The following is a 25372-nucleotide window of genomic DNA, read 5'->3' on the forward strand; positions in this document are numbered from 1 at the left end:
AAGGCCACGATGACGCAGTTCGACTATCCGATGACGTGCTGGTGGAGGGCCGGGCTCCGGCCGCCTTCCGGCGGCCGGCGGATCGGCCCCCCGAGCGGGTCGCCGGGCAGTCCCCCGAGTCGCGGGATCCGCACCGGCGCGGCGTGCTCGGCACCGCCGGGTTGCTCGGCGCTGCGCGGCTGTTCAGCACCGCGCGGCTGATCGGCAACGCGGGACTGCTCGGCGGCGCCGGCATCATCGGCGGCGCTCTCGCCCCGAGGGGACTGCCCGGCCGCGGGGTCGGCACCGCCCTGGCCGCCGACGACGCCCGCCACCAGCCCGGGATCGCCGACCCTCCCCCGGATTGGCTGGTCTTCACCGCCTACGACCTGACCGCTGCCGATCCCGACACGGCGCGCTCGTCGCTCGCGGCGGTGCTGCGCGCGTGGACATCCGGCGCGGCGGCGTTGACGACCGTGCCGGCGCCGGACGGCGGCGACCCGGACGCGAGGGGCGACGGCAGGGCGGGGCTGACCGTCACCGTCGGGCTCGGCGCGTCGGCGCTGCGCCGCGCAGGCCTCGACGGGCGGGTTCCCGGGGAGCTCACCGACATTCCGGCGATGCCCGGCGATCAGCTCGACCCGGCCCGCAGCGGCGGGGACCTCGGGGTGCAGGTGTGCGCCACCGATCCGGCGGCGGCCGTGGCGGCCGCAGCCCGGATGGGTGCGCTCGCCGCGCCGTTCGCGACCGCCCGCTGGGAGCAGTGGGGATTCCTGCCCACCGATCCCGACTCGGCGGACCCCCCGGGCACACACCGCAACCTGATGGGGCAGCTCGACGGGATGGGCAACCCACAGCCGGGCACACCCCAGTTCGATCAGGCCGTCTGGGCCTCGGGGGAGCCCGCGTGGATGCGCGGCGGCAGCTACCTGGTCTGCCGGCGCATCCGGATGCTGTTCGACGCCTGGGAACGACTCGACGAGTCGGACCGGGACGAGGTGATCGGCCGGCGGGAGTCCGACGGCGTCCCGCTGTCGGCCGGCCCCGGCGGCACGGCGTTCACCGTGCCGGACATCAATGTCCGCCGTGCCGACGGCCAATTCGCCATCGCCGCCGACGCCCACGTCCGGGTGTCGAGCCCGCCGGTGAACGGAGGTGCCGTCCTGTACCGGCGCAGCTACTCCTACGACGACGGGTTGGATCCGACGGGCGCCCGGGACGCGGGCCTGTTCTTCGCGGCCTACCAGGCCGATCCGCGGACGGCCTTCGTCCCGATCCAGCGGACGATGGCCGCGTCCGACGCGCTGAACGCCTTCACCCGCCACACATCCAGCGCCCTGTTCGCGGTCCCACCCATACCCAGCCCGGGCGGCTACCTCGCCCAAGCCCTGCTCGAGGACGCCTGAACCGGTCCCGTCCCGAGGGGGTGCGCCGCTGGCAGATCGTCGTGGCGAGCGTGGCGGTCAGCCATGATCCGGTTGCCGGTCGTCCTGGTCGTGCTGGCCGTGTTGGTCGTGCTGGCCGTGGCCTGACGGACGCAGTGACTCCCAGGTCCTGGCCAGGTCCGCCGGGCTCGCCCGGTCCGCAGGCCACCGTTGGACAAGCTGGTCACCTGTGTAGCGGGGTACAAGGTGGACATGCAGGTGAAAGACCTCCTGCCCGCCGGCGTGATGTCGAGGAACGACATTGTCCAGCGGTCCTCGTCGACAATCCACGCCGGCGCCGCCCCCCGCACGATTGCGCAGAAAATGCACGGCTCCGCCTTCGCGTCCACCCGCCGAACTTCCCACACCATCGCCGCCTTGGCCGACGGATCGGGCACAGTCACGGGTCTCGGCAGACTCGGCGCTCGGGACGGCCCGGGACAGCCATGCAGTGATCTTGGTGAAGGCCGCTGGCGGTTGGCGTGCGCCTCGAGCCGTCAACCATGCCACGTTCTGGATCACGTGACGGGCGGCCAGCGCTGGAATCAGGGCCCATACTGGGAGGCATGGCGGACGAACTCCTGGCGCTCGTCGTGGTCGACCCCTCGGTCGGCCATGGGCAGGCTTACATCCGGGGGACCCGGGTGCCCGTGAGCGTCGTGCTCGACTGCCTCGCCGACGGCATGTCGGGTGAGGAGATTGTCACGGAGTACCCGTCACTGACCGTGGCAGGGATCCGGGCCGCCGCTGCGTACGGCGCGCGCCTGGCCCGGGAGGATCTCGTGCCGCTTCATACTGTCCCGTGAGTGTCAAGCTCGACAAGGGCCTACCTGTCTCACTCGCTGAAAGGCTTGCCAAGCACGGGATCGACGCCGACACCGTGTGCGCCGAGGGCCTGGCAGGCCGCTCCGATCCTGAGGTACTCGCGGCTGCGGTCGACGAGAACCGCATGGTGTTCACCCTCGACCGTGGCTTCGGGAACATCCGTGCTTATCCGCCTGGGTCGCACAGCGGAATCGCGGTCTTCCGGCTTGACGATCAGTCCGCACGTGCCGCGATCGCGGCCGCCGAAGATCTCGTCACAAATCACGACCTAAACGATCTTATTGGAGCCGTGTCCGTGGCGCATAACGGCCTGCTCCGGATCCGCCGACAGACTGCCCGGCACTCCTTTGCAGCCGGAACCCGGCAGAGTCGCAGAAGGGTCCGGTGAGATTGGTTCAGGGGGCCTTCCTCGCCTCGAAGGACGAAGTAGACGCGGTTCGCACCGAGATCGAAGCTCAAGCTGACCTGTCTGGCCACGCACTCGGCCACATCACGATCTTAAGAAGCCGTCACGCCACATCGGGGGTCTGAGGGGGTCGTCCCCCGGGCAGACAGCACGGTCAACCGGAAGCTGCCCGAAGGGCAGCGAACAGCCGAATCCGGCGCGTGGAGACGCGGGGACTTGAACCCCGAACCCCTGCCTTGCAAAGTCGGTCCGCTCCGTTCGCTGGCGTCCATGGCGGTTCACTGCACCCGCTTCTCCTTGGCCGTCTCCACCGCCATCGACCACCGCCGTCCGTAGACGTCCGCCGGCTTGGCTACACAGTTGGCTACACGAGTCCGCGTCCTGCCCCGGGTTCGGCCCGGTGCCTGGAAGGCGAGCTCCGCTCCTTGCTGCGTCGGCTTGTTCGCAGGTCGCGGTGTACGTCGGCATACATGGTCGTCCGCCGACGACGCGCCCGTTGTTACAGGCGCTGCTACCCGCGGCCGGGCGGGCATGGCGCCAGACGGGACAGAGCCCACGTGGCGAGCATCACTCATCAGGGGTGGGCGACGGAGCTCGCTGCGTGGACCGATCAGAGAACATGCGGGTCGTGTCCGTTCCCATGCACGTCGGAGCAGGAGGCCGCGGAGTGTCCACCGTCGAGGAGCGCGTCAAGAACGTGGTCGTGGAGCAGCTGAACGTCAAACCGGAAGAGGTGACGAACAACGCGTCATTCGTCGAGGACCTGGGAGCGGACTCCCTGGACCTTGTCGAGTTGGGCGTGGCCCTGGAAGAGGAGTTCTCCATCGGTATCTCCGACGAGGACGCCGAGGAGATCAACACCGTGCAGGATGCCATCGACTGGATCAACGCGCGCCGGCGGTAGGCACGCTGCCGGGCTGTCCACGCGATCTGCGCGCCGTGGGACGACGGCTACTCGGACCTGATGGAGGAGATCCTGCTGCCGCCTGCGGCAGGAACGAATCATCCGGGTCATCGTCTGGATCGTGATCCTGGTGTTCGTCCTGTCCCGCCCAGCCGTGCGGTAGCAATGGAGGCCCCGTACTCGTACGGGGCCTTCGCCGTTTGGCTACAGAACTGGCTACATAACGATCTTAGGTAGCTGCCACGCCACATCCGGGGGGTTCGGGGGGTCGTCCCCCCGGCCAGCATCACGGCTGGTGGGAAGCTGCCCGAAGGGCAGCGAACACGAGGAATCAGCGCGTGGAGACGCGGGGACTTGAACCCCGAACCCCTGCCTTGCAAAGGCAGTGCTCTGCCAATTGAGCTACGCCCCCTGGACCTGCCTCGGCCGGGCCGCGCCGCCCGGAGGCGGGCGCCGCTCGGTGAAGCGCCCCCTAGCTTACGGCATCGAGACCATCTCGGACCTTCACCAGGGTGGGAGGCCGGCGCGTCAGCACCTGCTCCCGGGGCGTTGTCCGACCGATTCGGTGCCTGCCCGGGAGCAGGGTGGCGCGGCTCCCGCCGCTGTGGATAACTCCGACGCTGCCCTCCGAGAGTCGCGGCACGGGTCCTGTGGATAACTTTCACGCTGCCCTTCGCGGGGCTGTGACGCCTGTCCTGCGGACAACTCCCGCGCTAACCGCTGGAGGTCACCGAGGAGACCTGTGGATAACTCCTCGCTGACCCTCGGGGGGCTGTGGTCGGAGCGACTCCACGTCGCGGTAACCCAGCCGGGTCACCGCAGTGCGGGCCGGGTCGCGGTGGCCGGCGGGTCAGGAGCGGCGGAGGGNGGGGTCGATGAAGGCGAGGCGTTCGCGGACCTTGACGGCGAGGTCGCGGAAGTCGGAGTAGCAGCGGCGGACGGCGGTCTGGGTGCCGCCGAGGGCGCCGTCGCCGGCGCNCAGCTCGAACATGGGCTTGCGGGCGTCGTGGGCCAGCGGGATCAGGTTGGCGTAGTGGCGCAGGGTCGCGATCTCGAAGGAACGGTCGTGCGGGCCGGGGTTGCCGCTGGTGAGCACCGAGGTCGCGAAGACCTCGGGGATGCGGTCGAGCCAGCGGTCATGGGCCTTGGCCGGGCGGTCGGCGCGGGCGGGCGGCTGCATGACGATGTACCCGATCGGCATCATCAGGCCGCGGGGCGCCGGGATCCGCTCCGGCACCTTCGGCAGCACGGTGCCCTGCCAGGTCGAACGCCATTCCCGCAGCGTGGGACCGAGGTTGCGCAGTCCGCGCAGCGAGAACAGGTCGGCGGCCAGCGGCATGAGCACCGTATCGGCGGACAGCAGCGACGCGCGGTTGATGGCGCCGAGGTTCGGACCGACGTCGATGAGCACGATCTCCGCGCCGACGCTCCGGGCGCCGTTGTCGATGACCCGGTGCAGCGCCGTCGTCGTCCGCAGCGCGGCGATGTCCTTGCCGAGGAAGCTGTTCGGCCAGGCGGCGGACAGCCGGTCCTCGAAGACACTCAGCTCGACGTCCCCGGGCAGCAGCCACAGTCCGTCCTCGATCATCACCGGGTCGGGCAGCTCGATGTCCCCGATGCCCTCCATGATCGGCGCGATGGCGGTGGCCATCGTCCCCGTGCCGGGGAAGACCCGCGCGGGACGCACGTCGAACTCGACGGGCTTCGGCGCCGACGACGCGGTGTCCTCCGGTTCCGCCCAGAGCCGGGTCAGCTCGTCCTCGTCGAGAAACTGCGCGGTCAGGTTCGCCTGCGGGTCGAGGTCGACGGCGAGCACGCGGTGGCCCATCCGCTGAAGCATGTGCGCCAGGTGGTAGGCCAGGGTCGTCTTACCGACGCCACCCTTGTTGTTGAACAGCGCCATCGTGATCATGCGCGGATCCGATCGCGCCCGTGGTCCCGCCGCCCGCCCTGTGTGGCCTCACCCCGGTTGTCCCTGTTGTCCGACACGCCGGGCATTCTCTCGCCTGCCCGATTCACGGGCGTGAGCGGGAGACTCCTACCCCGGGCGGTCGCCTCTCGGCGGCGGGCTCCCGCCGGTCACCACCAGGGGCCGAGCGCGGGCCACTCGGGACGGCCCGGGTCGCGGCCGGTCAGCCAGGCCAGCGCGGGGATGGTCGGGACGTCGACGACGACCAGCTCATCCCCCCGCCCGACCGCGGTCGACGGCCGGTCGCCCGGTGCGAGCAGGACGGTCACCTCCGCCGGCAGCCGCGCCGGCAGGCCCCGCACGGCCCAGGCCCATTCGACCTCGACATAGGCGGGGCTCAGATCCGCCCAGCGGGGGCCACCGAGGTCGGTGAGAGCAAGATCGACGAGGTGGATCTCGGTCTCCCGCCACCGCAGGAAGACCAGATCGGCGAGGGTCGTCACGCCGTACGTGCTGACCCGGCCGAAGCCGGTGCGCCAGACGTCGACGTGGACGGCGTCCCAGGCCCGCTCCAACCGCACGACGGCGGCGGCGACCTCGGCCCGCACGGTGGCGGCGGGCAGGTCGCGGCCGGCGGCGATGTCACCGTCGCGCTGCTCCTGACCGCCCGGGTACTGGTCGCGAACGTCGCCCCCGGTCGCGGCCTCGACCATCCCGCTGTGGCCCTCGGCGTTACGAGCCAGGTGGGTGAGCAGGTGGGCGACAGTCCACCCGGGCAGCCCCGACGGGCGGCGCAGCGCGTCGTCGTCCACCCGCTCCACCAGGTCCAGCAGCCGACGGTGGGCGGCGGCGCAGCCGGCCAGGCGGTCGTGCGGCACCACGGAGGGCAGGTAGTCGGGGCCGGCGGACCAGGCCGCGGACGACGCCGACGACTCGATGCCGGACTCCTGCGCCGGCCCCGGGTCGGGGCCCACGCCGCCGAGAACCGGGCCGAACTCACGGTCGGCAGCCGCGTCGGCGTCGGCCTCGGGCACACCGAGGACGGATGGTCGGGGAGATGACGGGGCAGCCATGCTCCCACCGTGCCCCCTGCGGGCGGCGATACGCCAGGCGAAACGCCATTCCCGTGACGATGGTCCGAACATCGCAGGAAAGCCCGGCTTCACATCAAGATCACAATTGAATCAGTCGCGACACAGACTCTTTACCGCCCGATCCCTTGCTGTCCCGCGAGGCTGCTGGGAGGGTCGAACCCGACTGGACAGCGCCGTCAGGTCATTGCGGTGTCGGGATGGGCGACAGACGGAGGCCGAGGGCGGATGCGAGCTGAGCGATGCCCGTGGTGACGACGTGACGGCGACCGGCGACACCGTGACCGGCGACGCCGACATCCGCGACGCCGCGACCGGGGTGCCGGCGGCGATCGAGCTGGTCGGGGTGGCCAAGGACTACCAGTCCCGCGGCCGGGCGGTGCCGGCGGTCAGCCGCGTCGATCTTGAGATCAGGTCGGGNGAGTTCTTCTCGCTGCTCGGGCCGTCGGGGTGCGGCAAATCGACGACCCTGCGGATGATCGCCGGCTTCGAGGAACCGACCCGCGGTCGCATCCTGCTGCAGGGCCGCGACGTCACCGCGGTGCCACCGAACCGCCGGGACGTCAACCTCGTCTTCCAGAGCTACGCCCTGTTCCCGCACCTGGACGTGGCCGGCAATGTGGCGTTCGGCCTGCGCCGGCGCGGGGTGAAGGGCCGTGAGCTGCGCGAGCGGGTCGGGTCGATGCTCGACCTCGTCGAGCTGTCGGAGTTGGCCGACCGGCGGCCGCGGGAGCTCTCCGGCGGCCAGCAGCAGCGGGTGGCACTGGCCCGCGCGCTGGTCAACCGGCCGGCGGCGCTGCTGCTCGACGAGCCGCTGGGCGCCCTCGACCTCAAACTGCGCCAGACCATGCAGATCCAGCTCAAGGCCATCCAGCGCGAGGTGGGCATCACCTTCGTCTACGTCACGCACGACCAGGGCGAGGCGTTGACGATGTCCGACCGGATCGCGGTGATGAACGGCGGCCGGGTCGAGCAGCTCGCCTCGCCGCGCGACATCTACGAGCGGCCCCGGACCCGCTTCGTCGCCGGGTTCATCGGCACGTCGAACCTGCTGCGCCGCACCGTGCGCGCGGTCGACGCGGCTGGCCCGGACGGGCGCCCCACGGTCGTCCTCGACGCCGGCGTCGAGGAGCGGCTCAGCGCCCCGCTGNACCCGCAGACGGGCCCGCTGCGCGCCGGGGACCAGGTCGAGCTGACCGTCCGCCCGGAGAAGATCGAGATGTCGGCGACCCGTCCGGACGGGCCAGGCTGCGCGCTGCGCGGCCGGATCGTCGAGGTCGTCTACCTCGGCACCTACACGACGTACACGGTCGCCACCCACGGCGGCAACGAGATCACCGTGTTCTGGCAGAACTCGACCGGCGCCAGCAACATCGCCGAACGCGGGGACGAGATCTGGCTGTCCTGGCTGCCGGAACACTCCTACGTCCTGCCTGAGTCGGTTGACCTGCCCGAGGCCGATGACCAGCCCGAGGCGATTGCCCTGCCTGCGGCGGTTGCCCTGCCCGAGGCGGTTGCCCTGCCCGCCTCGGTCGACCCGGCCGAGGCGGTCGACCCGGCGGCAGGGACCTCGACGGACCCGGTGGCCTACCGGGTCTCCCACTGACAGCGCAGACCAGCACGCGGGCCCGGCAGGCATACCGGCCGGGCCTGCCCCGATGCGGAGGAACGCGCACCGTGACGCAGCCCGACACCCCCGGCGACACCGGCCGCTCCGGCAACCACCGAAGCGGCGGTGATCTGCACGCCGCGGCGCTTGCGGACCCCGCGATGCTGCGCGGCCTGACGCAGGCCCGGTTCGGCCGCCGCGGTCTGCTGCGGTTCGCAGGGCTGGCCGGTGGGGCGGCGTTTCTCGCCGCCTGCGGCGTCAGCGGCGAGAAGAAGGACTCCGCAGGCGCGGATGCCGCGTCGTTCTGGAAGGACCGGACGAAGGCCGGCACCCTCGACTTCGCGAACTGGCCGCTGTACATGGACGTCGGCTCCACCGACGCCGACCATCCGTCGCTGGACATCTTCACGAAGGAGACCGGCATCAAGGTCACCTACCGGGAGGTGATCCAGGACAACGAGTCGTTCTTCGCGCAGATCCGACCGACGCTGGCCGCCGGCAGGTCGATCGGCTACGACCTGATGGTGCTCACCAACGGCATCACGCTGAGCCGGGTGATGCAGCTCGGCTACCTCGCGCCGCTCGATCACGCCAGGCTGCCGACGTTCGCCGCGAACGCCTCGCCGAGCGTGAAGAACCCGACGTACGACCCGGGCAACGCCTTCACGATCCCCTGGCAGTCCGGGCTCACCGGAATCGCCTACAACCCGGCGAAGACCGGCCGCGAGATCACCAGCTACAACGACCTGTTCGACCCGAAGTTCGCCGGCAAGGTCGGCATGTTCGGTGACAACCAGGATCTGCCGAACCTCGCTCTGCTCGGCATCGGCGTCGATCCGGCGAAATCCACCCCGGACGACNGGAAGAAGGCCGCCGCGAAGCTCACCGCGCAGCGCCGGGACGGAATTGTCCGCAAGTACTACGACCAGTCCTACATCGACGCCCTGGCCGGCGGGGACCTGTGGATCTCGATGGCCTGGTCCGGCGACGTCTACCAGCAGATCGCCACCGGCACGAACCTGAAGTTCGTGGTGCCGGCCGAGGGTGGTCTGCTGTGGACGGACAACATGTGCATCCCGAAGACCGCGCCGCACCCGGTGGATGCCATCTCCTACATGGACTTCGTCTACCGGCCCGAGATCGCCGGAATGCTCACCGAGTACATCAACTACATCACGCCGGTGCCGAAGGCCGCCGAGCACGTCCCGGCGGATCTGGCGAAATCCACCCTGCTGTTCCCGACCGCGGACGAGCTCTCCCGGGTCAGCCGGTTCCGGGTGCTGACCACCGCCGAGGAGACCGTGTGGAACCGCATCTTCCAGCCGGTCTACCAGTCGTGACGGCCACCGTCGGCACGGGCGCGCGGTGAGGCGGCGGGCCGGGGCCCTCGCCCCCTACTTCCTCGTCCTGCCCGGTGGGCTGTGGCTGGCCATCTTCTTCGTCGTGCCGATGGCGGTCATGCTGTCGGNCTCCCTGCAGACCGGAAACGTCGTCGACGGCTTCACCCAGACCTTCGACGTCGGCGTCTACGCCGACGCGATCACCACCTACGACACCCAGTTCATCCGCTCACTGATCTTTGGCCTGATCGCCACGGTGGCGACGATTCTTCTGGCCTATCCGATGGCCTACTGGATCGCCTTCCACGCGGGCCGGAACAAGTCGAACTACTTGTTTCTCGTGCTCCTGCCGTTCTTCGTCTCCTTCGTCATCCGCACGGTCTCCTGGAAGTTCCTGCTCGCCGACGACGGCATCGTGCTCGGCAACCTGAAGGATGCCGGGCTGCTGCCGGCCGACTTCCACGTCCTGGCCACCTCGTTCGCGGTCGTCGCGGGCCTGACGTACAACTTCTTCCCGTTCATGCTGCTGCCGATCTACGTGGCGCTGGAGCGGGTCGACCCGCGGCTGCTGGAGGCCGCCGACGATCTGTACGCGAACCGCCGGGGGGTGTTCGGCCGGGTCGTCCTGCCGCTGTCGATGCCCGGGGTGTTCGCCGGATTCCTGCTCACGTTCGTCCCGGCGACGTCGGACTTCGTCAACGCCTACGTCCTCGGCGGCACGAACACCACCATGATCGGGAATATCATCCAGACGACCTACCTGACGAACGCGGACTACCCCCTCGCCTCGGCGGTGTCGTTCATCCTGATGGCCGTGCTGCTTGTCGGGATCTTCGTCTACGCCCGCCTGCTCGGCACCAGGGACGTCCTGGAGCTGAGCGCACGGTGACCATCCTGGAGGCCACACCGGCCCGCCTCGACCCGGCGGGCGACGGCCGCTCTCGGTCCGGCCGGCGCGGCGGGCGGCTGGGTGAGCGGCTCCTGCACGCCTACACCTGGCTGATCCTGCTCTGGCTGGTGCTACCGATCATCGTGATGATCGTGTTCGGTTTCAACGACCGGGTGGGCAAGCGCAACAACACCTGGAACGGCTTCACCCTGCGCTGGTGGGGCGAGCTGTTCGCCATCCCCGACCTCACCACCGCGCTGGTCAACTCGCTGACGATCGCGTTGCTGTCCACCGCCGTGGCCACCGTGCTCGGCACCCTGATGGGCCTCGCGCTCGGCCGGCACGGCTTCCGCGGTCGTGGCGGCGTGGAGCTGCTGATGTTCGCCAACATCGCCGCGCCCGAGGTGGTGCTCGGCGCGTCGCTGCTGTCGCTGTTCATCACGATGGGCGTGCCGCGGGGCTACCTGACCATCCTCATCGCNCACATCATGTTCAACATCTCCTACGTGGCGGTGGTCGTGCGGGCCCGGCTCGCCGGTTTCGACAGCTCCGTCGAGGAGGCCGCACGCGACCTCGGCGCCGGCCCGTTCACCACGTTCCGCCTGGTCACGCTGCCGCTCATCCTGCCGGGAGTGGCCTCGGGGGCGTTGCTCGCCTTCGCGATGTCGATCGACGAGTACGTCATCACGACGTTCAACGCCGGCAGCACCCTGACGTTCCCGCTGTGGGTCTTCGGCGCCACCCGGGTCGGTGTGCCGCCCCAGGTCAACGTGATGGCCACGATCATCTTCGTGGTCGGCGTGCTGCTCGCGCTCGGCAATGCGCTCCTGCTGCGCCGCCGTCGGATCTGACCCTGAGCCAGCCGTAACATGACGGAAACACGCTCGCGCGAAAATCCCCGGGACAGCGGCGTACCGACGGCCTGCGTGCGCAGGCCCCGAGGGAAGCGCGCAGGCCTCGAGGGGAGGAGGTGGGGATGTTCACCACGCCCCGCTTCCTGCAGGGGATCGTCCCGTTCGAGGGCAGGGGGCTGGACGCGCCGTTCCCGCTTGGGCCGGCGTTCAGCTACGTGGTCCCGGCCGGCGTCACCGCCCAGCCGCTGTACTTTCGCGGCGGCAACTCGACCGACGAGCTGATCTGTCTGATCCTGCAGCGTGACGGTGCGCCGATGCGCTTCTTCCCGATCGGCGCCCGCGGCTCGGTCCACGTCCCGCTGCGCGTGGTCGAGGATCTGGCCCCCGCGACCCGCATCGAGCTGCACCTCGCCGCGCCTACGGGCCTGCTCGGCATGCTCGTCGCCGACGTCGGCATCGTCGAACTCTGACCACGCGGCAGCGTCGGGCTCAGTCGTCGGGGGGCCGGCTGCGGCGGTCCCGTTTCGTCGCGGACCGCTGCTTCTTCGCCTGCAGGCGCCGCTCGACGGCCCCGCGCGAGGGCCGCGTCGGCCGCCGCGGCCGCGGTGGTGGAGCGGTCGCCATCCGCAGGGCGTCGACCAGCCGGTCGAGCGCGGCCTCCCGGTTGCGCAGTTGCGAGCGCTGCTCGCTGGCGACGACGGTGAACACGCCGTCGGTGAGCCGGTCGCCCAGGCGCGCGAGTGCGCGCTGCCGCAGCGTCGGTGACAGCGCCGGCGAGCCGGCGACGTCGAAGGAGAGCTCCACCCGCGAGTCGGAGGTGTTCACCGACTGGCCACCCGGCCCCGACGAGCGCGAATACCGCCAGCGCAGCTCGGCCGAGGGCAGTACGAGACCCGGGCGAACCGGGATCTCACGGGGCAGCATGGCTCCCATGGTGCCCGACGACGGACGCGACGTCAGGCGAGTTCCGCGCCGCCGAGCCGCTGCGGGCGCGCCGCCGCCGCGCTGCCGGTCAGCGGCCGCCGGCCGGAGACCCGGTGGTGGACGTCGCCTCCCGCCAGAGGTCGATCTCCTCCTTGCCCCGGGATCGCCGCCGGGCGGCGGAGAAGGCGGCCCCCGCACCAGCCAGCAGCGCCAGCACGGTCATCTTGCGCGCCATGTCGACTCCTTCGTCGGCGTCCTCGGCCGGGGGTGGCTCAGTCGTTCCACGGTATCCCGACCATCGCCGGCCTGTCCGCGACGGGTCAGCGACGCAGCAGTCCGCGCAGCCGAGAGCGGGCGGGCCAGGACGGCGGCGGCCCCGACACCTCGTAGGCGGGGAACGCCCGCTCGGCCACGTCGACCAGCATCGCCACGTCGATGGGCCGCAGCACCACCCCGGCGGACAGGACGTACTCGGCCACCCCGGTGGCGGGCAGCAGGAGCACGCCCTCGACGAGGGCGAGGCCGGCCGGAACTTCGGCGCGGGCGAAGGCGACGACCGGTTGGACCTCGAGCTGCCAGCCGTCCGGCAGCTCGCCGAGCAGTTGGGCGGTGGCCTCCTCGCCCATCCACGCCACCAGGCCGAGCATCGCCCGCAGCGGCACCTTGCCGGCCCAGACACCGGCCGCGTTCTGCCGGACGGGCCCCTGGTGGGCGTCGGTCTCGATCACCCAGGCCCCGGACGGCCCGATGACGAGGTGGTCGATGTTGCCGGCCGAGTCCGCCAGGCAACGATCGTGCAGGACGGTGTAGCCGGCGCGGACCAGTCGGTCGAGCGCGCGGGCGGTGCTGCGTTCGGCCTCCGCGTCCTCGCGCCAGGCCTCGATCTCCGGCGGGGTACGCAGGAAGCGCACGGCGCCGACGACACCGACCGCGAGCGCGGCAAGCACCGCAAGCTGGGCGGTTCCGACGCCGGGCAACCCGGCGAGGGCGCACAGCACGGCGATGACCAGGGCCGCACCCACCGCGAGGGCCCCGCCGGTGGCCAGCGCCCGACCTTTGTGATCTCCGCGTTCGGCGGAATACAACTGCTTGCGCCGCAGGTACTCGGCCATGGCCGAACGTCCCGCTGACTGTCGATCGGACACGGCCGCGGTCACCACCTCCCGGCGCCGTCATGACGCCGTCGCGCTCGGCGTTGTCTCCGGGTCCGGGACCGGGTCGGGCGCCAGTTCGTCACGGCGCGCTACCGGCTTTCTGGTCCATCCCGGTCACCATTCCATCGAATACACAACAGCGACAGGGTCAGGGGCGTGGAATATGCGAGCGAGAACCACGTTGAACCCACATCTATACCACCCGTCGGCGAACCGGCCGAGGCGACACCACACGCGACCGCCGGGTAGGGGGCGGGCCGTGCAGGGGAGAATCCCCCGGGAAGGCCGCCACCGGGCGCCGTGCCGGCCGGTGGTAGCACCGAGAAGGAGCCGCAGAATGCCACGTCACGTGACACTCCGGGGATCCGGGGACGATGAGCCTCTGTCGTCCCACCGGTCGCCCGCAGCGCCGTCGCCAAGCCGACAGTCGCCTACCGGACAGCCATCCGCCCCGGCTCGCCCGGAGTCGGCTCACCCGGAGCGGCCGGTCGACCTCGACGCGGTATGGGCCTTCGCCGCCGGCTGCGTCACCCCGACCGAGATCCCCGCGGGTGGGTCGCTCTCGGTACCCGCCGGCGATGTCGCGCGCCTCGGAACGTCGGTGGGGATCGAGACGGAGTGGTTCGTCGTGGACAGCCGGGCGGTCCACCGGCCGGTCCCGCCCGTGCGAACCCGCCGGGCGCTCGACCGGATCGCCGGCCTGACCACCGGCGCCGCCGGGCCGGTCCTGCCGGGGGGCAGCCGGCTCACCTTCGAGCCCGGCGGCCAGTTGGAGCTGTCGGGTCCGCCGGCCGGGCTCGCCGCCGCCGTCCAGTCCACCGCCGCGGATCTGCACCTGGTGCGGGCGGCGCTGGCCGAGGACGGCCTCGCGATCGTCGGGATGGGGGTCGACCCGCTGCGCGCCGGGGTACGCCAGACCACCGCGTCCCGGTACGCCGCCATGGAGGAGCACTTCCGTACCGGTGGGGGGACCTCCGGCAAGGTGATGATGTTCTCGACCGCGTCCGTCCAGGTGAATCTGGATCTCGGTGCCACGCCCGCGCAGGCGGCCGACCGGTTTCGGCTGGCTCATGCGGTCGGGCCGGTGCTGACCGCGATGTTCGCCGCCTCGCCGGCGTTGACCGGCCGGCGTACCGGCTGGCGCTCGACCCGCCAGGCGGTCTGGTCGGGTATCGACGCGAGCCGCACCGGCTCCGTGCTGGACCTGCCCGCGCTGCCGGCGGCGGGCGGCGACGCGGGGCCCGGCGCGGCGGCGGCACGCCCCGGCGATCTCGCCGGCCGCTGGGCGCGGTACCTGCTGGAGGCGAAACTGATGATGATCGGCGACCCCACGGGCGACAGCGGGCCCGGCGAGGACCGCCGCTTCGTCGCGGCCACCGGCGGGCACACGTTGGGGGACTGGATCGCCGGGCGGGGCCCGGTCGAGCGGGCGCCCACACTCGACGATCTGGCATACCACGCGACGACGCTGTTCCCGCCCGTCCGCCCGCGGGGCTGGTGGGAGCTGCGCTACCTCGACGCTCAGCCGGGGGAGGGCTGGCGGGTGGCGGTGGCGGTGGCCACCGCCCTGCTCGACGATCCGGTCGCCGCCGAGGGGGCGGCACAGGCCTGCGCGCCGGTGGCGCGGCGCTGGCCGGCGGCGGCGATGCTCGGCATGGCCGACGAGCCCCTGAGGCTGGCGGCGGTGCGCTGCCTGGAGCTGGCCGCCGCCGCGCTGCGCCGCGCCGGCTGCGCCGATCTCGCGGACGCGGTCGAGATGTTCGCCGAGCGTTATCCACAGCGGGGCCGATGTCCGGCCGACGAGCTGTCCGAGCGGTTCATTCTGATCGGCCCGACCGGTCTGCTGCGCGAGGAGGCACAACTGTGCGTATCGGTCGCCTGACTCAGGACCCGGCACCCTCGGCGGCGCCGGTCACCGCCCAGTCCGTGGCCGGCGCGCTCGACCTCGCGCGGGCGCGCTCGCTGACCTACACCGACATCGACGCCGAGGAGCTCGTCCGCCAGCACTCGCCGCTGATGTCGCCGCTGGTCTGGGACCTCGCCCACATCGGCAACTACGAGGACCTGTGGCTGGTGCGCGCGCTCGGCGACGCCGCCGCGACCCGGCCGGGCCTGGACGACGTCTACGATGCCTTCCGGCACAGCCGGGCCAGCCGGATCCGCCTCGCCCTGCTCGACCCGGCCGAGGCCCGCGCCTATCTGCACGAGGTCCGCGGCCGAACCCTCGACGCCCTCGACCGGCTCGCGCCGCTGCCCACCGGCCCCGGGGAGGCCGACGCGCCGCCGCTTCCCGGCACCGGCGGACCCGGCGAGCCGGCCAGACCCGGCGACCCGGCCGCGGACCGGCGCCGGCTGCTCGCCGGTGGCTTCGTCTACGGCATGGTCATCCAGCACGAGCACCAGCACGACGAGACGATGCTCGCCACCCATCAGCTCCGCGCCGGACCGCCCCTGCTCGCCCCCGGACAGGCGCCGCCGCCCGGACGAACCGTCCCGCGCGCCGAGGTGCTGGTGCCGGCCGGGCCGTGCACGCTCGGCACGAGCACCGAGCCCTGGGCCTACGACAACGAGCGGCCCGCGCACCGGGTGGACCTGCCGGCGTTCTGGATCGACACCCTGCCGGTGTCCAACCGGGCGCACATCGCCTTCATCGACGCCGGCGGCTACGACGACGAGCGGCTGTGGTCGCCCGCGGGCTGGCAGTGGCGCCGGCAGGAGAACCTGACGGCGCCGGCGTTCTGGTGGCGCGACGGTGAGGTGTGGCTGCGCCGGCGCTTCGGCCGGGTCGAGCCGGTGCCGCTCGACGAGCCGGTCCAGCACGTCTGCTGGTACGAGGCCGAGGCGCACGCCCGCTGGGCCGGCCGCCGGCTGCCCACGGAGGCGGAGTGGGAGAAGGCCGCCGCCCACGACCCGGCCACCGGACGTTCACGGCGCTATCCGTGGGGGGACACCGATCCGACGCCAGAGCATGCCAACCTGGGGCATCGCACGAGTGGCCCGGCCCCGCTGGGGGCCTTTCCCGCGGGCGCGAGTCCCTGCGGAGCCGAGCAGATGATCGGGGACGTGTGGGAATGGACCGCGAGCGGTTTCACCCCGTACCCGGGTTTCCGGTCCCATCCTTACCGCGAGTACAGCGAGGTCTTCTTCCCGAAGCCGGGGGCGGATTCGGCGTTCCGGGTCCTGCGCGGGGGAAGCTGGGCGACGGATCCCGCGGCCGTGCGCACCACCTTCCGCAACTGGGACTACCCGATTCGTCGCCAGATCTTCGCGGGCTTCCGCCTGGCCCGCGACGCCGGCTGAACCGATGTGCCGTCACCTCGCCTGGCTCGGAGCGCCGCGCACCCTGGCGCGGCTGACCATGGACGCACCCCACAGCCTGCTGCGCCAGTCCTGGGCGCCGCGCCGGATGCGGCACGGCACGATCAACGCCGACGGCTTCGGGGTCGGCTGGTACGCCCCGGGGCTGCGCGCGCAGCCGGCCCGGGTGCGCCGCGCGGTGCCGATGTGGACCGACGCCTCCTACGCGTCGATGGCGGGTGCGATCGCGTCCGGCTGTGTGCTGGCCGCGGTGCGCAGCGCCAGCGTGGGCATGCCGGTGGAGGAGTCCTCGACGGCTCCGTTCACCGATGGGACCCGGCTGCTCAGCCACAACGGGCGCGTCGACCCCGCGGCCGTGCGGGCGCTGCTGCGCGAGCGGCCCGATGCGCCGACGCCCGACTCCGCGTGCGACTCGGCGCTGCTGGCCGCGCTGGTCTGGGAGCGGGCCGCGAAGCGCCCCCTGGCCGACGCCGTGGCCGACGTCGTGCTGTCCCTGAGCGGCGCCGGGCTCGCGGACCGGCGGGCGGGTGGCATCGTGCCGTGGGCCGGCGACTGGGCGTCCGGGACGGGACCGGAACCCGCACCGCAGCCGGCGGCGGTGGCCGGCGACGACGTGGCCCGGCTGAACCTGCTGGTGACGGACGGCACCCAGCTCGTGGCGACCGCCTGGCTGGACAGCCTGTCCTACCGGGTGGAACCCGACGGCGTCCTGATCACAAGCGAGCCGGATGACGACGAACCCGGCTGGGTCGACGTTCCGGACCATCATCTCCTCATGGNCGACACACGCAAAGTCACTCTTCGTAGTTTGATCCCTTAGATCGGTTACTGTGGGTTGCACCACGTCGATGGAGGGCGCCACGATGACAGCGAGGACTCCGACGACCACCCCCGCGGGTGGCGCCGGNACTACCGGCATGGACGGCGCCGCCGGCAGGGACGGCACGGTCGCCGGGACGGCACCGCCTGCGGGGCTGACCCTGGACAGGCACGTGAATGCGGCGGATCGCGCCGTCAACCTGGCCCGCGACGTGCTCACCGGGCTCACCGCGAACCCGCGGGAACTGCCACCCAAGTGGTTCTACGACGCCGCCGGCGGCATGCTGTTCGACGAGATCACCAGGCTGCCGGAGTACTACCCCACCCGGCGTGAGCGGGCGGTCCTCGACGGCCACGCGGGCGCCATCGCGGCCGCCTGCGCCGCGGACACGCTCGTCGAACTGGGCTCGGGTACGTCCGAGAAGACGCGGCTGCTGCTCGACGCCCTGCGGGCTGGCGGCGACCTGCGCCGGTTCGTCGCGTTCGACGTCGACGAGTCCACGTTGACGCAGGCCGGTCGCAGCCTCATCGCCGCCTACCCGGACCTTGCCGTGCACGCCGTCGTCGGCGACTTCGAGCGGCATCTGTCGCACCTGCCCGGCGGTGGTCGGCGCCTCATCGCCTTCCTCGGCGGCACGATCGGCAACATGCGGCCCGTCCAGCGCGGTGCCTTCCTGCGCGCGTTGCGCGAGCAGTGCGGCTCCACCGACGCCCTGCTGCTCGGCACGGACCTGGTCAAGGATCCGGACCGGCTCGTCGCCGCCTACGACGACGGGGCCGGGGTGACCGCCGCGTTCAACCGCAACGTGCTCACCGTGATCAACCGGGAGCTGGGTGCGGACTTCGACATCCGCGGCTTCGCGCACGTCGCCCGCTGGAACGCGGCGGACTCCTGGATCGAGATGCGGCTGCGCGCGGTCCGCGACCAGCGGGTGACCATCGACTCCCTCGCGCTGGCCATCGACTTCCAGCGCGGGGAGGACCTGCTGACCGAGATCAGCGCGAAGTTCACCCGGGACGGCATCACCGCGGAGCTGGCGGATGCCGGCTGGGCGGTGGCCCAACAGTGGACCGACCCCGAGGGCGACTTCGCCGTGACCCTCGCGACGCCTTCGACCGCGCCCTCGGCAGCCCCGGTCTGAGCCCCGGCAGCCCGCCCGAGGGCAGGCCGCCAGCCGCCCCCGCCGTCAGCCGCCCCGCCGTCAGCCGCCGAGGAGGCTGACGTCGCGGGCGGCACCGGTCGACGCCGAGGTCGCCATCGCGGCGTAGGCGCGCAGGGCCGCCGAGACGGTGCGCTCCCGGTCCGCCGGCCGATAGCCGCCGGCCGCTTCCAGCTCGGCACGGCGCCGCGTCAGCTCCTCGTCCGAGACGAGCAGCTCCAGCCTGCGCGTCGGAATGTCGATGTCGATGATGTCGCCGTCACGGACGAGGGCGATCGTGCCGCCGTGCGCCGCCTCCGGCGAGACGTGGCCGATCGACAGGCCCGAGCTCCCGCCGGAGAACCGGCCGTCGGTGATCAGCGCACACTTGGGCCCGAGCCCCCGCCCCTTGAGAAAGGCGGTCGGGTAGAGCATCTCCTGCATGCCGGGACCGCCGCGGGGGCCCTCATACCGGACGATGATCACATCGCCGGCCTGGACCCGCTTGTTCAGGATGGCGTCGACCGCATCCTCCTGGCTTTCGACGACGAGCGCCGGGCCACGGAAGGACCACTGACTCTCGTCCACCCCGGCGGTCTTGACGACCGCGCCGTCGGTGGCGAGGTTGCCGAACAGAACGGCGAGGCCGCCCTCGGCGGAGTAGGCGTGCTCGACGGAGCGGATGCAGCCGTTCGCCGCGTCGGTGTCGAGGGAATCCCAGCGGTTGGTCGAGCTGAACGGCTCGATGGTGCGCACCCCGCCCGGCGCCGCGTGGAACAGCTCGACGGCGTCCGGCGCCGGGTCCGCGCCGCGGATGTCCCAACGGTCGAGGAACTCCCGCAGGCTGGCCGCGTGCACCGAGTGGGTGTCCTGGTCGAGCAGGCCGGCCCGGTCCAGCTCGCCGAGGATCGCCGGGATCCCGCCGGCCCGGTGCACGTCCTCCATGTAGTACCGGGTGGAACTCGGCGCGACCTTGCACAGACAGGGCACGGTGCGGGAGATCTGATCGATGTCGGCGAGCGTCACGTCGACGCCGGCCTCGACGGCGGCAGCGAGCAGGTGCAGCACGGTGTTCGTCGAGCCGCCCATCGCCACGTCCACGGCGAACGCGTTGCGGAACGCCGCCGCCGTCGCGATCGAGCGGGGCAGGACGGCCTCGTCGTCCTTCTCGTAGTAACGCCGGGCCAGGTCGACGACGAGCCGGCCGGCCTCGACGAACAGCTCACGGCGGGCGGCGGCGGTGGCCAGCGTCGAGCCGTTGCCGGGCAGGGAAAGCCCCATCGCCTCGGTCAGGCAGTTCATCGAGTTCGCGGTGAACATGCCGGAGCAGGAGCCACAGGTGGGGCACGCCGACCGCTCGATCGTCGACAGGTCGCCGTCGGAGACCTCCGGGTTCACCGCCGCGGACATCGCCGTGATGAGGTCGAGCTTGGATTGGGCAGTGCCCCCGGAGATCACCGCGTTGCCGGACTCCATCGCCCCGCCGGNGACGAACACGGTCGGGATGTTGAGCCGCAGTGCCGCGAGCAGCATGCCGGGGGTGATCTTGTCGCAGTTGGAGATGCAGACCAGCGCGTCGGCGCAGTGCGCGTTGACCATGTACTCGACGCTGTCGGCGATGATCTCCCGCGACGGCAGCGAGTACAGCATCCCGCCGTGCCCCATCGCGATGCCGTCGTCGACCGCGATCGTGTTGAACTCCCGGCCCACCCCGCCGGACTCCGCAACCGCCTCCGCGACCAGGGCGCCGAGGTCACGCAGATGCACGTGACCCGGCACGAACTGGGTGAAGCTGTTCGCAATGGCGATGATCGGCTTGCCGAAGTCGTCATCGGTCATGCCGGTCGCGCGCCACAGGGCGCGGGCCCCGGCCATGTTCCGGCCATGCGTGGTGGTACGGGAGCGGAGAGCGGGCATCTCGACCTCGGACGTCACGACGGCTACGCCCCGACGAGGGCCGCCGGCAGCGGACTGGCGATGTCACGACGGTACGCCACATCCCGGACGCCACCCTGCGCAACTGCCCGGTCAGCCGTCGGAGTCGGGTTCGTCGGGTGCCGACCGCGGCTGTCGCGGGGACGCGCCACCCGGACGCTGCCCGGGCGGCGGGGCGGCCCAGGGGTAGCCGGCAATCCGGCGACCGGCATTGCGACCCCCCGCCGGACCGGGCGGCGAGCCAGCGCCGGTTGCCGGCCCACCATCCGGCCCACCGGCCGGATCGGCCGGATCGGCCGGGCGGTCGGAATCATCCCCGCCGCCGCGGCCGGCCTTGGGGTCCGTGAGCGCGTCGAAGGTCGGCGGGTAGTCGGGGATCGGCGGGATCGGCGGGATCGGCGGGTAGTCGGGGATCGGCGGAAAGCCGGGGATGGGGGGGAGGTCGAGGTCCGATGGTTGCTCGGCCATCGGCGGGTAGTCCGGGATCGCCGGGAAGTCCGTGCCGGGTGGACCGTCCTCGGTCCCGGGTGGGCGGGCGTCCGGCTTCCCCGGAGGTGTCCCGCCGCGACCGCCGGCCGCCGGGCCGCCCGTCGGCGCGCCAGGCCAGCCTGGCGGTGGGGCGGGCACCCCGCCACCCGGTTGACCGGTCGGGTAGGCGGCCGGCGCCGGACCCTGATAACCGGGCTGACCTGGCCCGCCGGGCCGACCCGGCGGGCCCGGCCAACCTGGATGCCCGAGCTGACCCGGATAGCCCGGTTGACCCACCTGGCCCGGATAGCCTGGTTGCCCGACCTGGCCCGGATAGCCGGACTGACCGGGAAAGCCGGCCTGACCCGGGTGGCCGGGCTGACCCGGATAGCCAGGCTGAGCCGGAAAACCGGGCTGACCCGGGTGGCCGATCGGCTGGCCGGGGTACCCGACCGGCTGCTGACCGCCGGGTCCCGGCTGGCCGGGCTGCGGCGGGCCGCCCCGGCGAGTCCCCTGTCGGCTGGCCAGGGGCCGGCGCCGCCGCCACTGATCCCGGATCACCCAGACGAGTCCCAGCGAGGCAGCGGTGCCGGCGATCGGCCCTACCCAGGATCGAGCGATGAGCAGGTAGAGGGTCAGGACGCCGGTGAAGGCGTAGCCGGTCACGAAGAACGCGAACGGGCGGATCTGGAACCTGGTGATCTGCTCGCGGAGCAGGATCGCCGGGATCAGCCAGATGAGGAAGCCGAAGAAACCGGCCGTCAACGGCGCGACGAACAGATACCCGAAGAACGCTGCCATGGTCAGGGGTCCAGGCGGTCGCGGGGCAGGTCAGGCCGGGTCGGGACCGGCCGGGACGTCCACGCCGTGCGCCACGGACGGCGGACCGGCGAAGTACGGTCCGAGCGCCGCGCGCCAGCGGACGAAACGGTCGGACTCCCGGAAGTTCTTCAGGTGGCTGTCCAGTCCGTCCCACTCGACCAGCAGCACGAAGCTCGACGGCGACTCGATGCCCCGCGTCAGCCGCGCGGACCGGCAGCCGGGCGTGCCGACCACCTCCGTGCGCACCTCCTGATAGGCGGCCACGAACTTCTCCTCGGTGCCGGGCTGCACGTCGAAGTGGGCGATCTCCAGGACGCCCGACGCCTCGGGCCCGCTGTTCCCGCCGTCACTCACCGGACGTCTCCTCAATGTGCTGCATGTTCCCGGTCGTCCCCACGTTCCCGGTCGTCATAGCGCCCAGTGTGTCACCGTCCGGGGATCGTGGTCCGCCGACCGGCGCAGGTGGGCGCCGGGCTGGGCACGGGGCCGGGCAGCAGTCAGTTCGCCATGTCGACGAAGCGCGAGTAGTGCCCCTGGAAGGCGACGGTGACGGTGCCGGTCGGCCCGTTGCGGTGCTTGGCGATGATGAGGTCCGCCTCCCCGGCGCGCGCCGACTCCTTCTCGACCGTGTCCTCCCGGTAGAGCAGGATGACCGCGTCGGCGTCCTGCTCGAGGCTGCCGGACTCGCGCAGGTCGGAGACCTGGGGGCGCTTGTCGGCCCGCTGCTCGGAGGCGCGGTTGAGCTGGGAGATCGCGACGACCGGCACGTCGAGCTCCTTGGCCAGCAGCTTCAGCGACCGGGAGATCTCGCTGACCTCCTGCTGGCGGCTCTCGACCTTCTTCGGCGACGACATGAGCTGCAGGTAGTCGAGGATGACCAGACGCAGCTCGTTGCGCTGCTTGAGCCGGCGGGCCTTGGCCCGGATCTCCATCATCGTCAGGTGCGGGCTGTCGTCGATGAACAGCGGCGCCTCGGCCACCTCGCCCATCCGGCGGGCCAGCCTCGCCCAGTCGTCGTCGGTGAGCCGGCCGGTGCGGATGTTCTGCAGCGACACCCGCGCCTCGGCCGACAGCAGCCGCATGGTGATCTCCATCCGGCTCATCTCCAGCGAGAAGATGACCGAGGTCAGCCCGTTCTTGATCGACGCCGCCCGGGCAAAATCCAAACCGAGGGTCGAATTATGGGTCGGGATACAGGTCTCGCCCGCGAGGTAGAGGTGATCGGGACTGTCGACCTCGACGCAGCGGACCGGCACAGATGCGATCGGTCGGACGTCCGTGATGTACCGCACCGCCACCGTCGGGTGTCCGGTCGGCCGCAGTCGGGCGGCCTTGCGCGCAAGCCGGAAGACCTGATCCTGGGGAGCGAAGTTCACCGTGAAACAGGTGGACGTCTCCTCCGACCTGCCCCGCACCCGCTTCGTCGTGACGGTCGCCCGATAGCCCAGCGAGAGAACGAGCTCACGCACCTCTCGGGCCAGCCTCGGGTTGGTGGAGGCGAACTGGACGGTCGACCCGTTGCTCGCCACGGTGCCGTCGGTGTCCAGCAGGCCTGCCAGCAGGTCACGGCGTTGCTGCTCGCTCGCCCGCAGATAGCCGGCCGGGATGTGCTTGTCGCCCAGCACACCGAGGGTGCGCAGCCGGGCCTGCAACGTCCCGGCCCGGGCGTGGCAGGAACGGCAGCGCGGCCCGAAACTGGTTATCCGGCCCCCGCAGTCCACGCAGCATCGAGCCGGGAGCGGCTCCGCGAGGAAACGCAGCTTGCCCCCGCAGGACTGGCCACAGGTGCGGACGCCGGGCATCGCGTTGGTGAACGGCCGCCCGCACACCATGCAGGCCCTCTCGGTCACCGCGGACCGCCGCAGCCCCAGTCGATAGCGATACCTCGCACTGGTGCTGCCCACGACCTCGTATCCCCGGCGCCGGATCTCCTCGGGAATCTCCGGATCAGCCGAGGTCAGGCTCGCGCAGGCCGACGTTCCGTCACCGAGCCAGGCTCCCAGCACATAGGGGTCGACCGGCAGGTCGACCGCCGGCAACTGGAATGGGCCGGCGATACGCACCGCATGGTTGCACCGGCGATCGGCAGTCCGACAACGCAGAGTGCGAGCGATCTCCTCCGTGGTGACCGGTCTGGTGAGCGTCGCGGCGCGGGAGCCCGAACGAACCGTGCCGTCACGGCGACGCTCCGCCCAGGTCTGCGTGATCCACTGATGCTGTCCGTCCGCCACGATCACGGACCCGTCGGAGAACTCGACCTCGTAGCACGGCCGGCCGTGCATCACGTCGGTGGCGGCGACCACACGCGTCGGCCGCCCGTCGGCACCGATCAGCATGTCGCCGACGGCGACGCGGCCCATCGTGGTCCAGCCGGTCGGGGTAGGGAGCGCAGTGCCGAGGGCCAGCGCCTTACCGACGGCCGGGCGGGCCGCGACGATCCAGAGCTGGCCGCCGTGCAGGCCGTTGGTGAGCTCGTCGAGGTCGACGAAGCCGGTCGGCACGCCGGTCAGCGCGCCCTCCCCGCGGCCCTGGATCGACTCGATCTCCTCCAGGGCCGGGTTGAGCAGCTCTCCCAGCGGCAGGTAGTCGTCGTTCGACCGCCGCTCGGTGACCTCGTACACGGCGGCCTGAGCACGGTCCACGACGTCGCTGACGTCGGGGGCGGCGCCGTAGGCGAGCTGGACGATGCGGGTGCCGGCCTCGGCGAGGCGGCGCAGGATCGCCTTCTCGGCGACGATGCGCGCGTAGTAGCCGGCGTTCGCCGCGGTGGGCACGCTCGAGATCAGGGTGTGCATGTACCCCGGGCCGCCGACCCGCTCCAGCAGGTCGCGGCGGCTGAGCTCGGCCGCGACACTGATGACGTCGGCGGGCTCGCCCCGGCCGTACAGGTCGCCGATGACCTCGTAGACGAGTCCGTGGGCCGGGCGGTAGAAGTCCGCCATCCGCAGGACCTCGACGACGTCGGCGATGGCGTCCTTCGACAGCAGCATGCCGCCGAGCACGCTCTGCTCGGCCGGAAGGTCGTGGGGCGGGGTCCGCTCGAACTCCGCGCCGCCGCCTGCGCCTCCGCGCGAGATCTCGGTGACGCTCACGACGCACCCTCCCCGCTCTCCCGCAGATCCAGATTCGAACACATGTTCGTACACATCAGAGCTGCGGTCAACGGGCCACGCCGCCACGTCCAGCAGATCTCGGCCATCCGTCGACCCCCGTCACGCCGCGTCCGGTCCGGCGGCCGTCCGACCGCCGGACCCTNGACCGACCCACCCTCGACTGCTCGCCCCACCGGCGTTTCTGCCTCGGCGTCCCTGCCTCGGCGATCCGGTTCGGCAGTCCGTTCCGACCGAGGCGCCACGCGGCGACCGGTCGCACCGCTACGCGACCCGTGTACCTGGTGAGCGGCCGCCGAGCTGGCCAGGCGAGTCCGGCGGACCCAGTCTGGAGGGTCCGACCATACGGATCGACGAGCACCCCCACCAAAAAGTTATCCACAGGCCCATGTGGAAAAGCTGTGGGTAACCTGCCGGAACCTGGGGAGGAGCTCGGGACAGCGGCTCACACCC

19 protein-coding genes, 1 tRNA gene and 10 pseudogenes are annotated in these 25372 nt (G+C 71.8%); 17 read left to right on the forward strand and 13 right to left on the reverse strand.

Annotation, left to right across the window (positions count from 1 at the left end):
- Nucleotides 1-41 precede the first annotated feature (41 nt).
- Complete coding sequence (locus UK82_RS00565; RefSeq protein WP_055406067.1) at nt 42-1385, forward strand: Dyp-type peroxidase; 1344 nt, start codon at nt 42-44, stop codon at nt 1383-1385.
- 57 nt (nt 1386-1442) lie between these two features.
- On the opposite strand, the gene UK82_RS42165 is transcribed toward UK82_RS00565, so the two are convergent.
- Complete coding sequence (locus UK82_RS42165) at nt 1443-1925, reverse strand: HIT family protein (protein ID WP_396230426.1); 483 nt, start codon at nt 1923-1925, stop codon at nt 1443-1445.
- 44 nt (nt 1926-1969) lie between these two features.
- On the opposite strand from UK82_RS42165, the gene UK82_RS00575 reads away from it, so the two are divergent.
- The 3 genes from UK82_RS00575 (at nt 1970) to acpP (ending at nt 3538) form a co-directional block, all read left to right on the forward strand.
- Entirely contained in the window at nt 1970-2209 is a 240-nt protein-coding gene (locus UK82_RS00575; protein ID WP_044885621.1) for a DUF433 domain-containing protein, read from the forward strand.
- On the forward strand, nt 2206-2616 hold the full coding sequence (locus tag UK82_RS30840; protein WP_082121917.1) for a DUF5615 family PIN-like protein: 411 nt from the start codon (nt 2206-2208) through the stop codon (nt 2614-2616). The genes UK82_RS00575 and UK82_RS30840 overlap by 4 nt, the downstream gene beginning before the upstream one ends.
- Before the next feature lie 685 nt (nt 2617-3301).
- Nucleotides 3302-3538, forward strand: coding sequence for an acyl carrier protein (gene acpP, locus UK82_RS00585; RefSeq protein WP_009738523.1), 237 nt, complete (start codon nt 3302-3304; stop codon nt 3536-3538).
- Nucleotides 3539-3877: 339 nt separating this feature from the next.
- Here the strand turns inward: acpP and UK82_RS00590 are convergent.
- The 4 genes and pseudogenes from UK82_RS00590 to UK82_RS00600 form a co-directional block, all read right to left on the reverse strand.
- Nucleotides 3878-3950 (reverse strand) — tRNA-Ala (locus UK82_RS00590).
- A gap of 456 nt (nt 3951-4406) precedes the next feature.
- A pseudogene (locus UK82_RS42170) lies at nt 4407-4516 on the reverse strand (ParA family protein); the annotation flags it as partial.
- A gap of 1 nt (nt 4517) precedes the next feature.
- A pseudogene (locus UK82_RS00595) lies at nt 4518-5450 on the reverse strand (ParA family protein); the annotation flags it as partial.
- A 167-nt stretch (nt 5451-5617) separates the two neighbouring features.
- Nucleotides 5618-6520: a maleylpyruvate isomerase family mycothiol-dependent enzyme gene (locus UK82_RS00600; protein WP_052681129.1), complete on the reverse strand. Its 903-nt coding sequence runs from the start codon at nt 6518-6520 to the stop codon at nt 5618-5620.
- A gap of 439 nt (nt 6521-6959) precedes the next feature.
- Between UK82_RS00600 and UK82_RS34710 the strand changes: the two are divergent.
- The 9 genes and pseudogenes from UK82_RS34710 to UK82_RS00625 all read left to right on the forward strand — a co-directional run.
- A pseudogene (locus UK82_RS34710) lies at nt 6960-7688 on the forward strand (ABC transporter ATP-binding protein); the annotation flags it as partial.
- A 1-nt stretch (nt 7689) separates the two neighbouring features.
- Nucleotides 7690-8144, forward strand: a pseudogene (locus tag UK82_RS34715) (TOBE domain-containing protein); the annotation flags it as partial.
- A 71-nt stretch (nt 8145-8215) separates the two neighbouring features.
- The coding region (locus UK82_RS34720; protein ID WP_236705312.1) for a PotD/PotF family extracellular solute-binding protein at nt 8216-9007 on the forward strand (792 nt) is incomplete at its 3' end.
- A 1-nt stretch (nt 9008) separates the two neighbouring features.
- A pseudogene (locus UK82_RS34725) lies at nt 9009-9487 on the forward strand (extracellular solute-binding protein); the annotation flags it as partial.
- A 28-nt stretch (nt 9488-9515) separates the two neighbouring features.
- Nucleotides 9516-9615 (forward strand): annotated as a pseudogene (locus UK82_RS42175) (ABC transporter permease); the annotation flags it as partial.
- Between the two features lies 1 nt (nt 9616).
- Nucleotides 9617-10376: pseudogene (locus UK82_RS00615) on the forward strand (ABC transporter permease); the annotation flags it as partial.
- A partial coding sequence (locus UK82_RS42180; RefSeq protein WP_396230427.1) for an ABC transporter permease occupies nt 10373-10857 on the forward strand: 485 nt, incomplete at its 3' end. The pseudogene UK82_RS00615 and the gene UK82_RS42180, both read left to right, overlap by 4 nt.
- A gap of 1 nt (nt 10858) precedes the next feature.
- Nucleotides 10859-11227 (forward strand): annotated as a pseudogene (locus UK82_RS34735) (ABC transporter permease); the annotation flags it as partial.
- Nucleotides 11228-11352: 125 nt separating this feature from the next.
- Nucleotides 11353-11700, forward strand: coding sequence for a hypothetical protein (locus UK82_RS00625; protein ID WP_044885628.1), 348 nt, complete (start codon nt 11353-11355; stop codon nt 11698-11700).
- A gap of 19 nt (nt 11701-11719) precedes the next feature.
- Here the strand turns inward: UK82_RS00625 and arfB are convergent, their stop codons facing one another.
- The 3 genes from arfB to UK82_RS00640 form a co-directional block, all read right to left on the reverse strand.
- Nucleotides 11720-12154 (reverse strand): alternative ribosome rescue aminoacyl-tRNA hydrolase ArfB, encoded by a 435-nt coding sequence (gene arfB / locus UK82_RS00630; protein ID WP_055406003.1) that lies wholly within the window; start codon nt 12152-12154, stop codon nt 11720-11722.
- 88 nt (nt 12155-12242) lie between these two features.
- Complete coding sequence (locus UK82_RS00635) at nt 12243-12389, reverse strand: DLW-39 family protein (RefSeq protein WP_009741505.1); 147 nt, start codon at nt 12387-12389, stop codon at nt 12243-12245.
- Between the two features lie 85 nt (nt 12390-12474).
- Nucleotides 12475-13266 (reverse strand): nuclease-related domain-containing protein, encoded by a 792-nt coding sequence (locus UK82_RS00640; RefSeq protein WP_044885629.1) that lies wholly within the window; start codon nt 13264-13266, stop codon nt 12475-12477.
- Nucleotides 13267-13645: 379 nt separating this feature from the next.
- Between UK82_RS00640 and egtA the strand changes: the two genes are divergently transcribed.
- From egtA to egtD, 4 genes and pseudogenes are all read left to right on the forward strand, one after another.
- Nucleotides 13646-15190, forward strand: coding sequence for an ergothioneine biosynthesis glutamate--cysteine ligase EgtA (gene egtA / locus UK82_RS00645; RefSeq protein ID WP_055406004.1), 1545 nt, complete (start codon nt 13646-13648; stop codon nt 15188-15190).
- Complete coding sequence (locus UK82_RS00650) at nt 15172-16608, forward strand: ergothioneine biosynthesis protein EgtB (protein WP_044885631.1); 1437 nt, start codon at nt 15172-15174, stop codon at nt 16606-16608. The genes egtA and UK82_RS00650 overlap by 19 nt, the downstream gene beginning before the upstream one ends.
- A gap of 4 nt (nt 16609-16612) precedes the next feature.
- Nucleotides 16613-17405 (forward strand): ergothioneine biosynthesis protein EgtC (gene egtC, locus UK82_RS00655; RefSeq protein ID WP_236705313.1); only part of this gene is annotated, 793 nt, incomplete at its 3' end.
- Between the two features lie 129 nt (nt 17406-17534).
- Nucleotides 17535-18587, forward strand: a pseudogene (gene egtD, locus UK82_RS00660) (L-histidine N(alpha)-methyltransferase); the annotation flags it as partial.
- Nucleotides 18588-18647: 60 nt separating this feature from the next.
- Here the strand turns inward: egtD and ilvD are convergent.
- The 5 genes and pseudogenes from ilvD to dnaB all read right to left on the reverse strand — a co-directional run.
- Nucleotides 18648-20071: dihydroxy-acid dehydratase (gene ilvD / locus UK82_RS00665; RefSeq protein WP_236705314.1), on the reverse strand; the 1424-nt coding region annotated here is incomplete at its 5' end.
- Nucleotide 20072: 1 nt separating this feature from the next.
- Nucleotides 20073-20501 (reverse strand): annotated as a pseudogene (locus tag UK82_RS34740) (dihydroxy-acid dehydratase); the annotation flags it as partial.
- A gap of 111 nt (nt 20502-20612) precedes the next feature.
- Entirely contained in the window at nt 20613-21788 is a 1176-nt protein-coding gene (locus tag UK82_RS00670) for a collagen-like protein (protein WP_044885634.1), read from the reverse strand.
- 30 nt (nt 21789-21818) lie between these two features.
- On the reverse strand, nt 21819-22163 hold the full coding sequence (locus UK82_RS00675; RefSeq protein WP_044885635.1) for an antibiotic biosynthesis monooxygenase: 345 nt from the start codon (nt 22161-22163) through the stop codon (nt 21819-21821).
- A gap of 143 nt (nt 22164-22306) precedes the next feature.
- Entirely contained in the window at nt 22307-24901 is a 2595-nt protein-coding gene (dnaB, locus tag UK82_RS00680; RefSeq protein ID WP_173667221.1) for a replicative DNA helicase, read from the reverse strand.
- Nucleotides 24902-25372 lie beyond the last annotated feature (471 nt).

It is taken from the genome of Frankia sp. ACN1ag, assembly GCF_001414035.1.
GTDB lineage: Bacteria > Actinomycetota > Actinomycetes > Frankiales > Frankiaceae > Frankia > Frankia torreyi.

What these genes read in the sequence shown, in the direction of transcription:
- UK82_RS00575 (WP_044885621.1), top strand. Translation starts at nt 1,970, where the DNA reads ATGGCGGACGAACTCCTGGCGCTCGTCGTGGTCGACCCCTCGGTCGGC.
- UK82_RS00635 (WP_009741505.1), bottom strand. Translation starts at nt 12,389, where the DNA reads ATGGCGCGCAAGATGACCGTGCTGGCGCTGCTGGCTGGTGCGGGGGCC.
- UK82_RS00670 (WP_044885634.1), bottom strand. Translation starts at nt 21,788, where the DNA reads ATGGCAGCGTTCTTCGGGTATCTGTTCGTCGCGCCGTTGACGGCCGGT.
- egtA (WP_055406004.1), top strand. Translation starts at nt 13,646, where the DNA reads ATGCCACGTCACGTGACACTCCGGGGATCCGGGGACGATGAGCCTCTG.
- UK82_RS00640 (WP_044885629.1), bottom strand. Translation starts at nt 13,266, where the DNA reads ATGGCCGAGTACCTGCGGCGCAAGCAGTTGTATTCCGCCGAACGCGGA.
- UK82_RS00625 (WP_044885628.1), top strand. Translation starts at nt 11,353, where the DNA reads ATGTTCACCACGCCCCGCTTCCTGCAGGGGATCGTCCCGTTCGAGGGC.
- arfB (WP_055406003.1), bottom strand. Translation starts at nt 12,154, where the DNA reads ATGCTGCCCCGTGAGATCCCGGTTCGCCCGGGTCTCGTACTGCCCTCG.
- UK82_RS00600 (WP_052681129.1), bottom strand. Translation starts at nt 6,520, where the DNA reads ATGGCTGCCCCGTCATCTCCCCGACCATCCGTCCTCGGTGTGCCCGAG.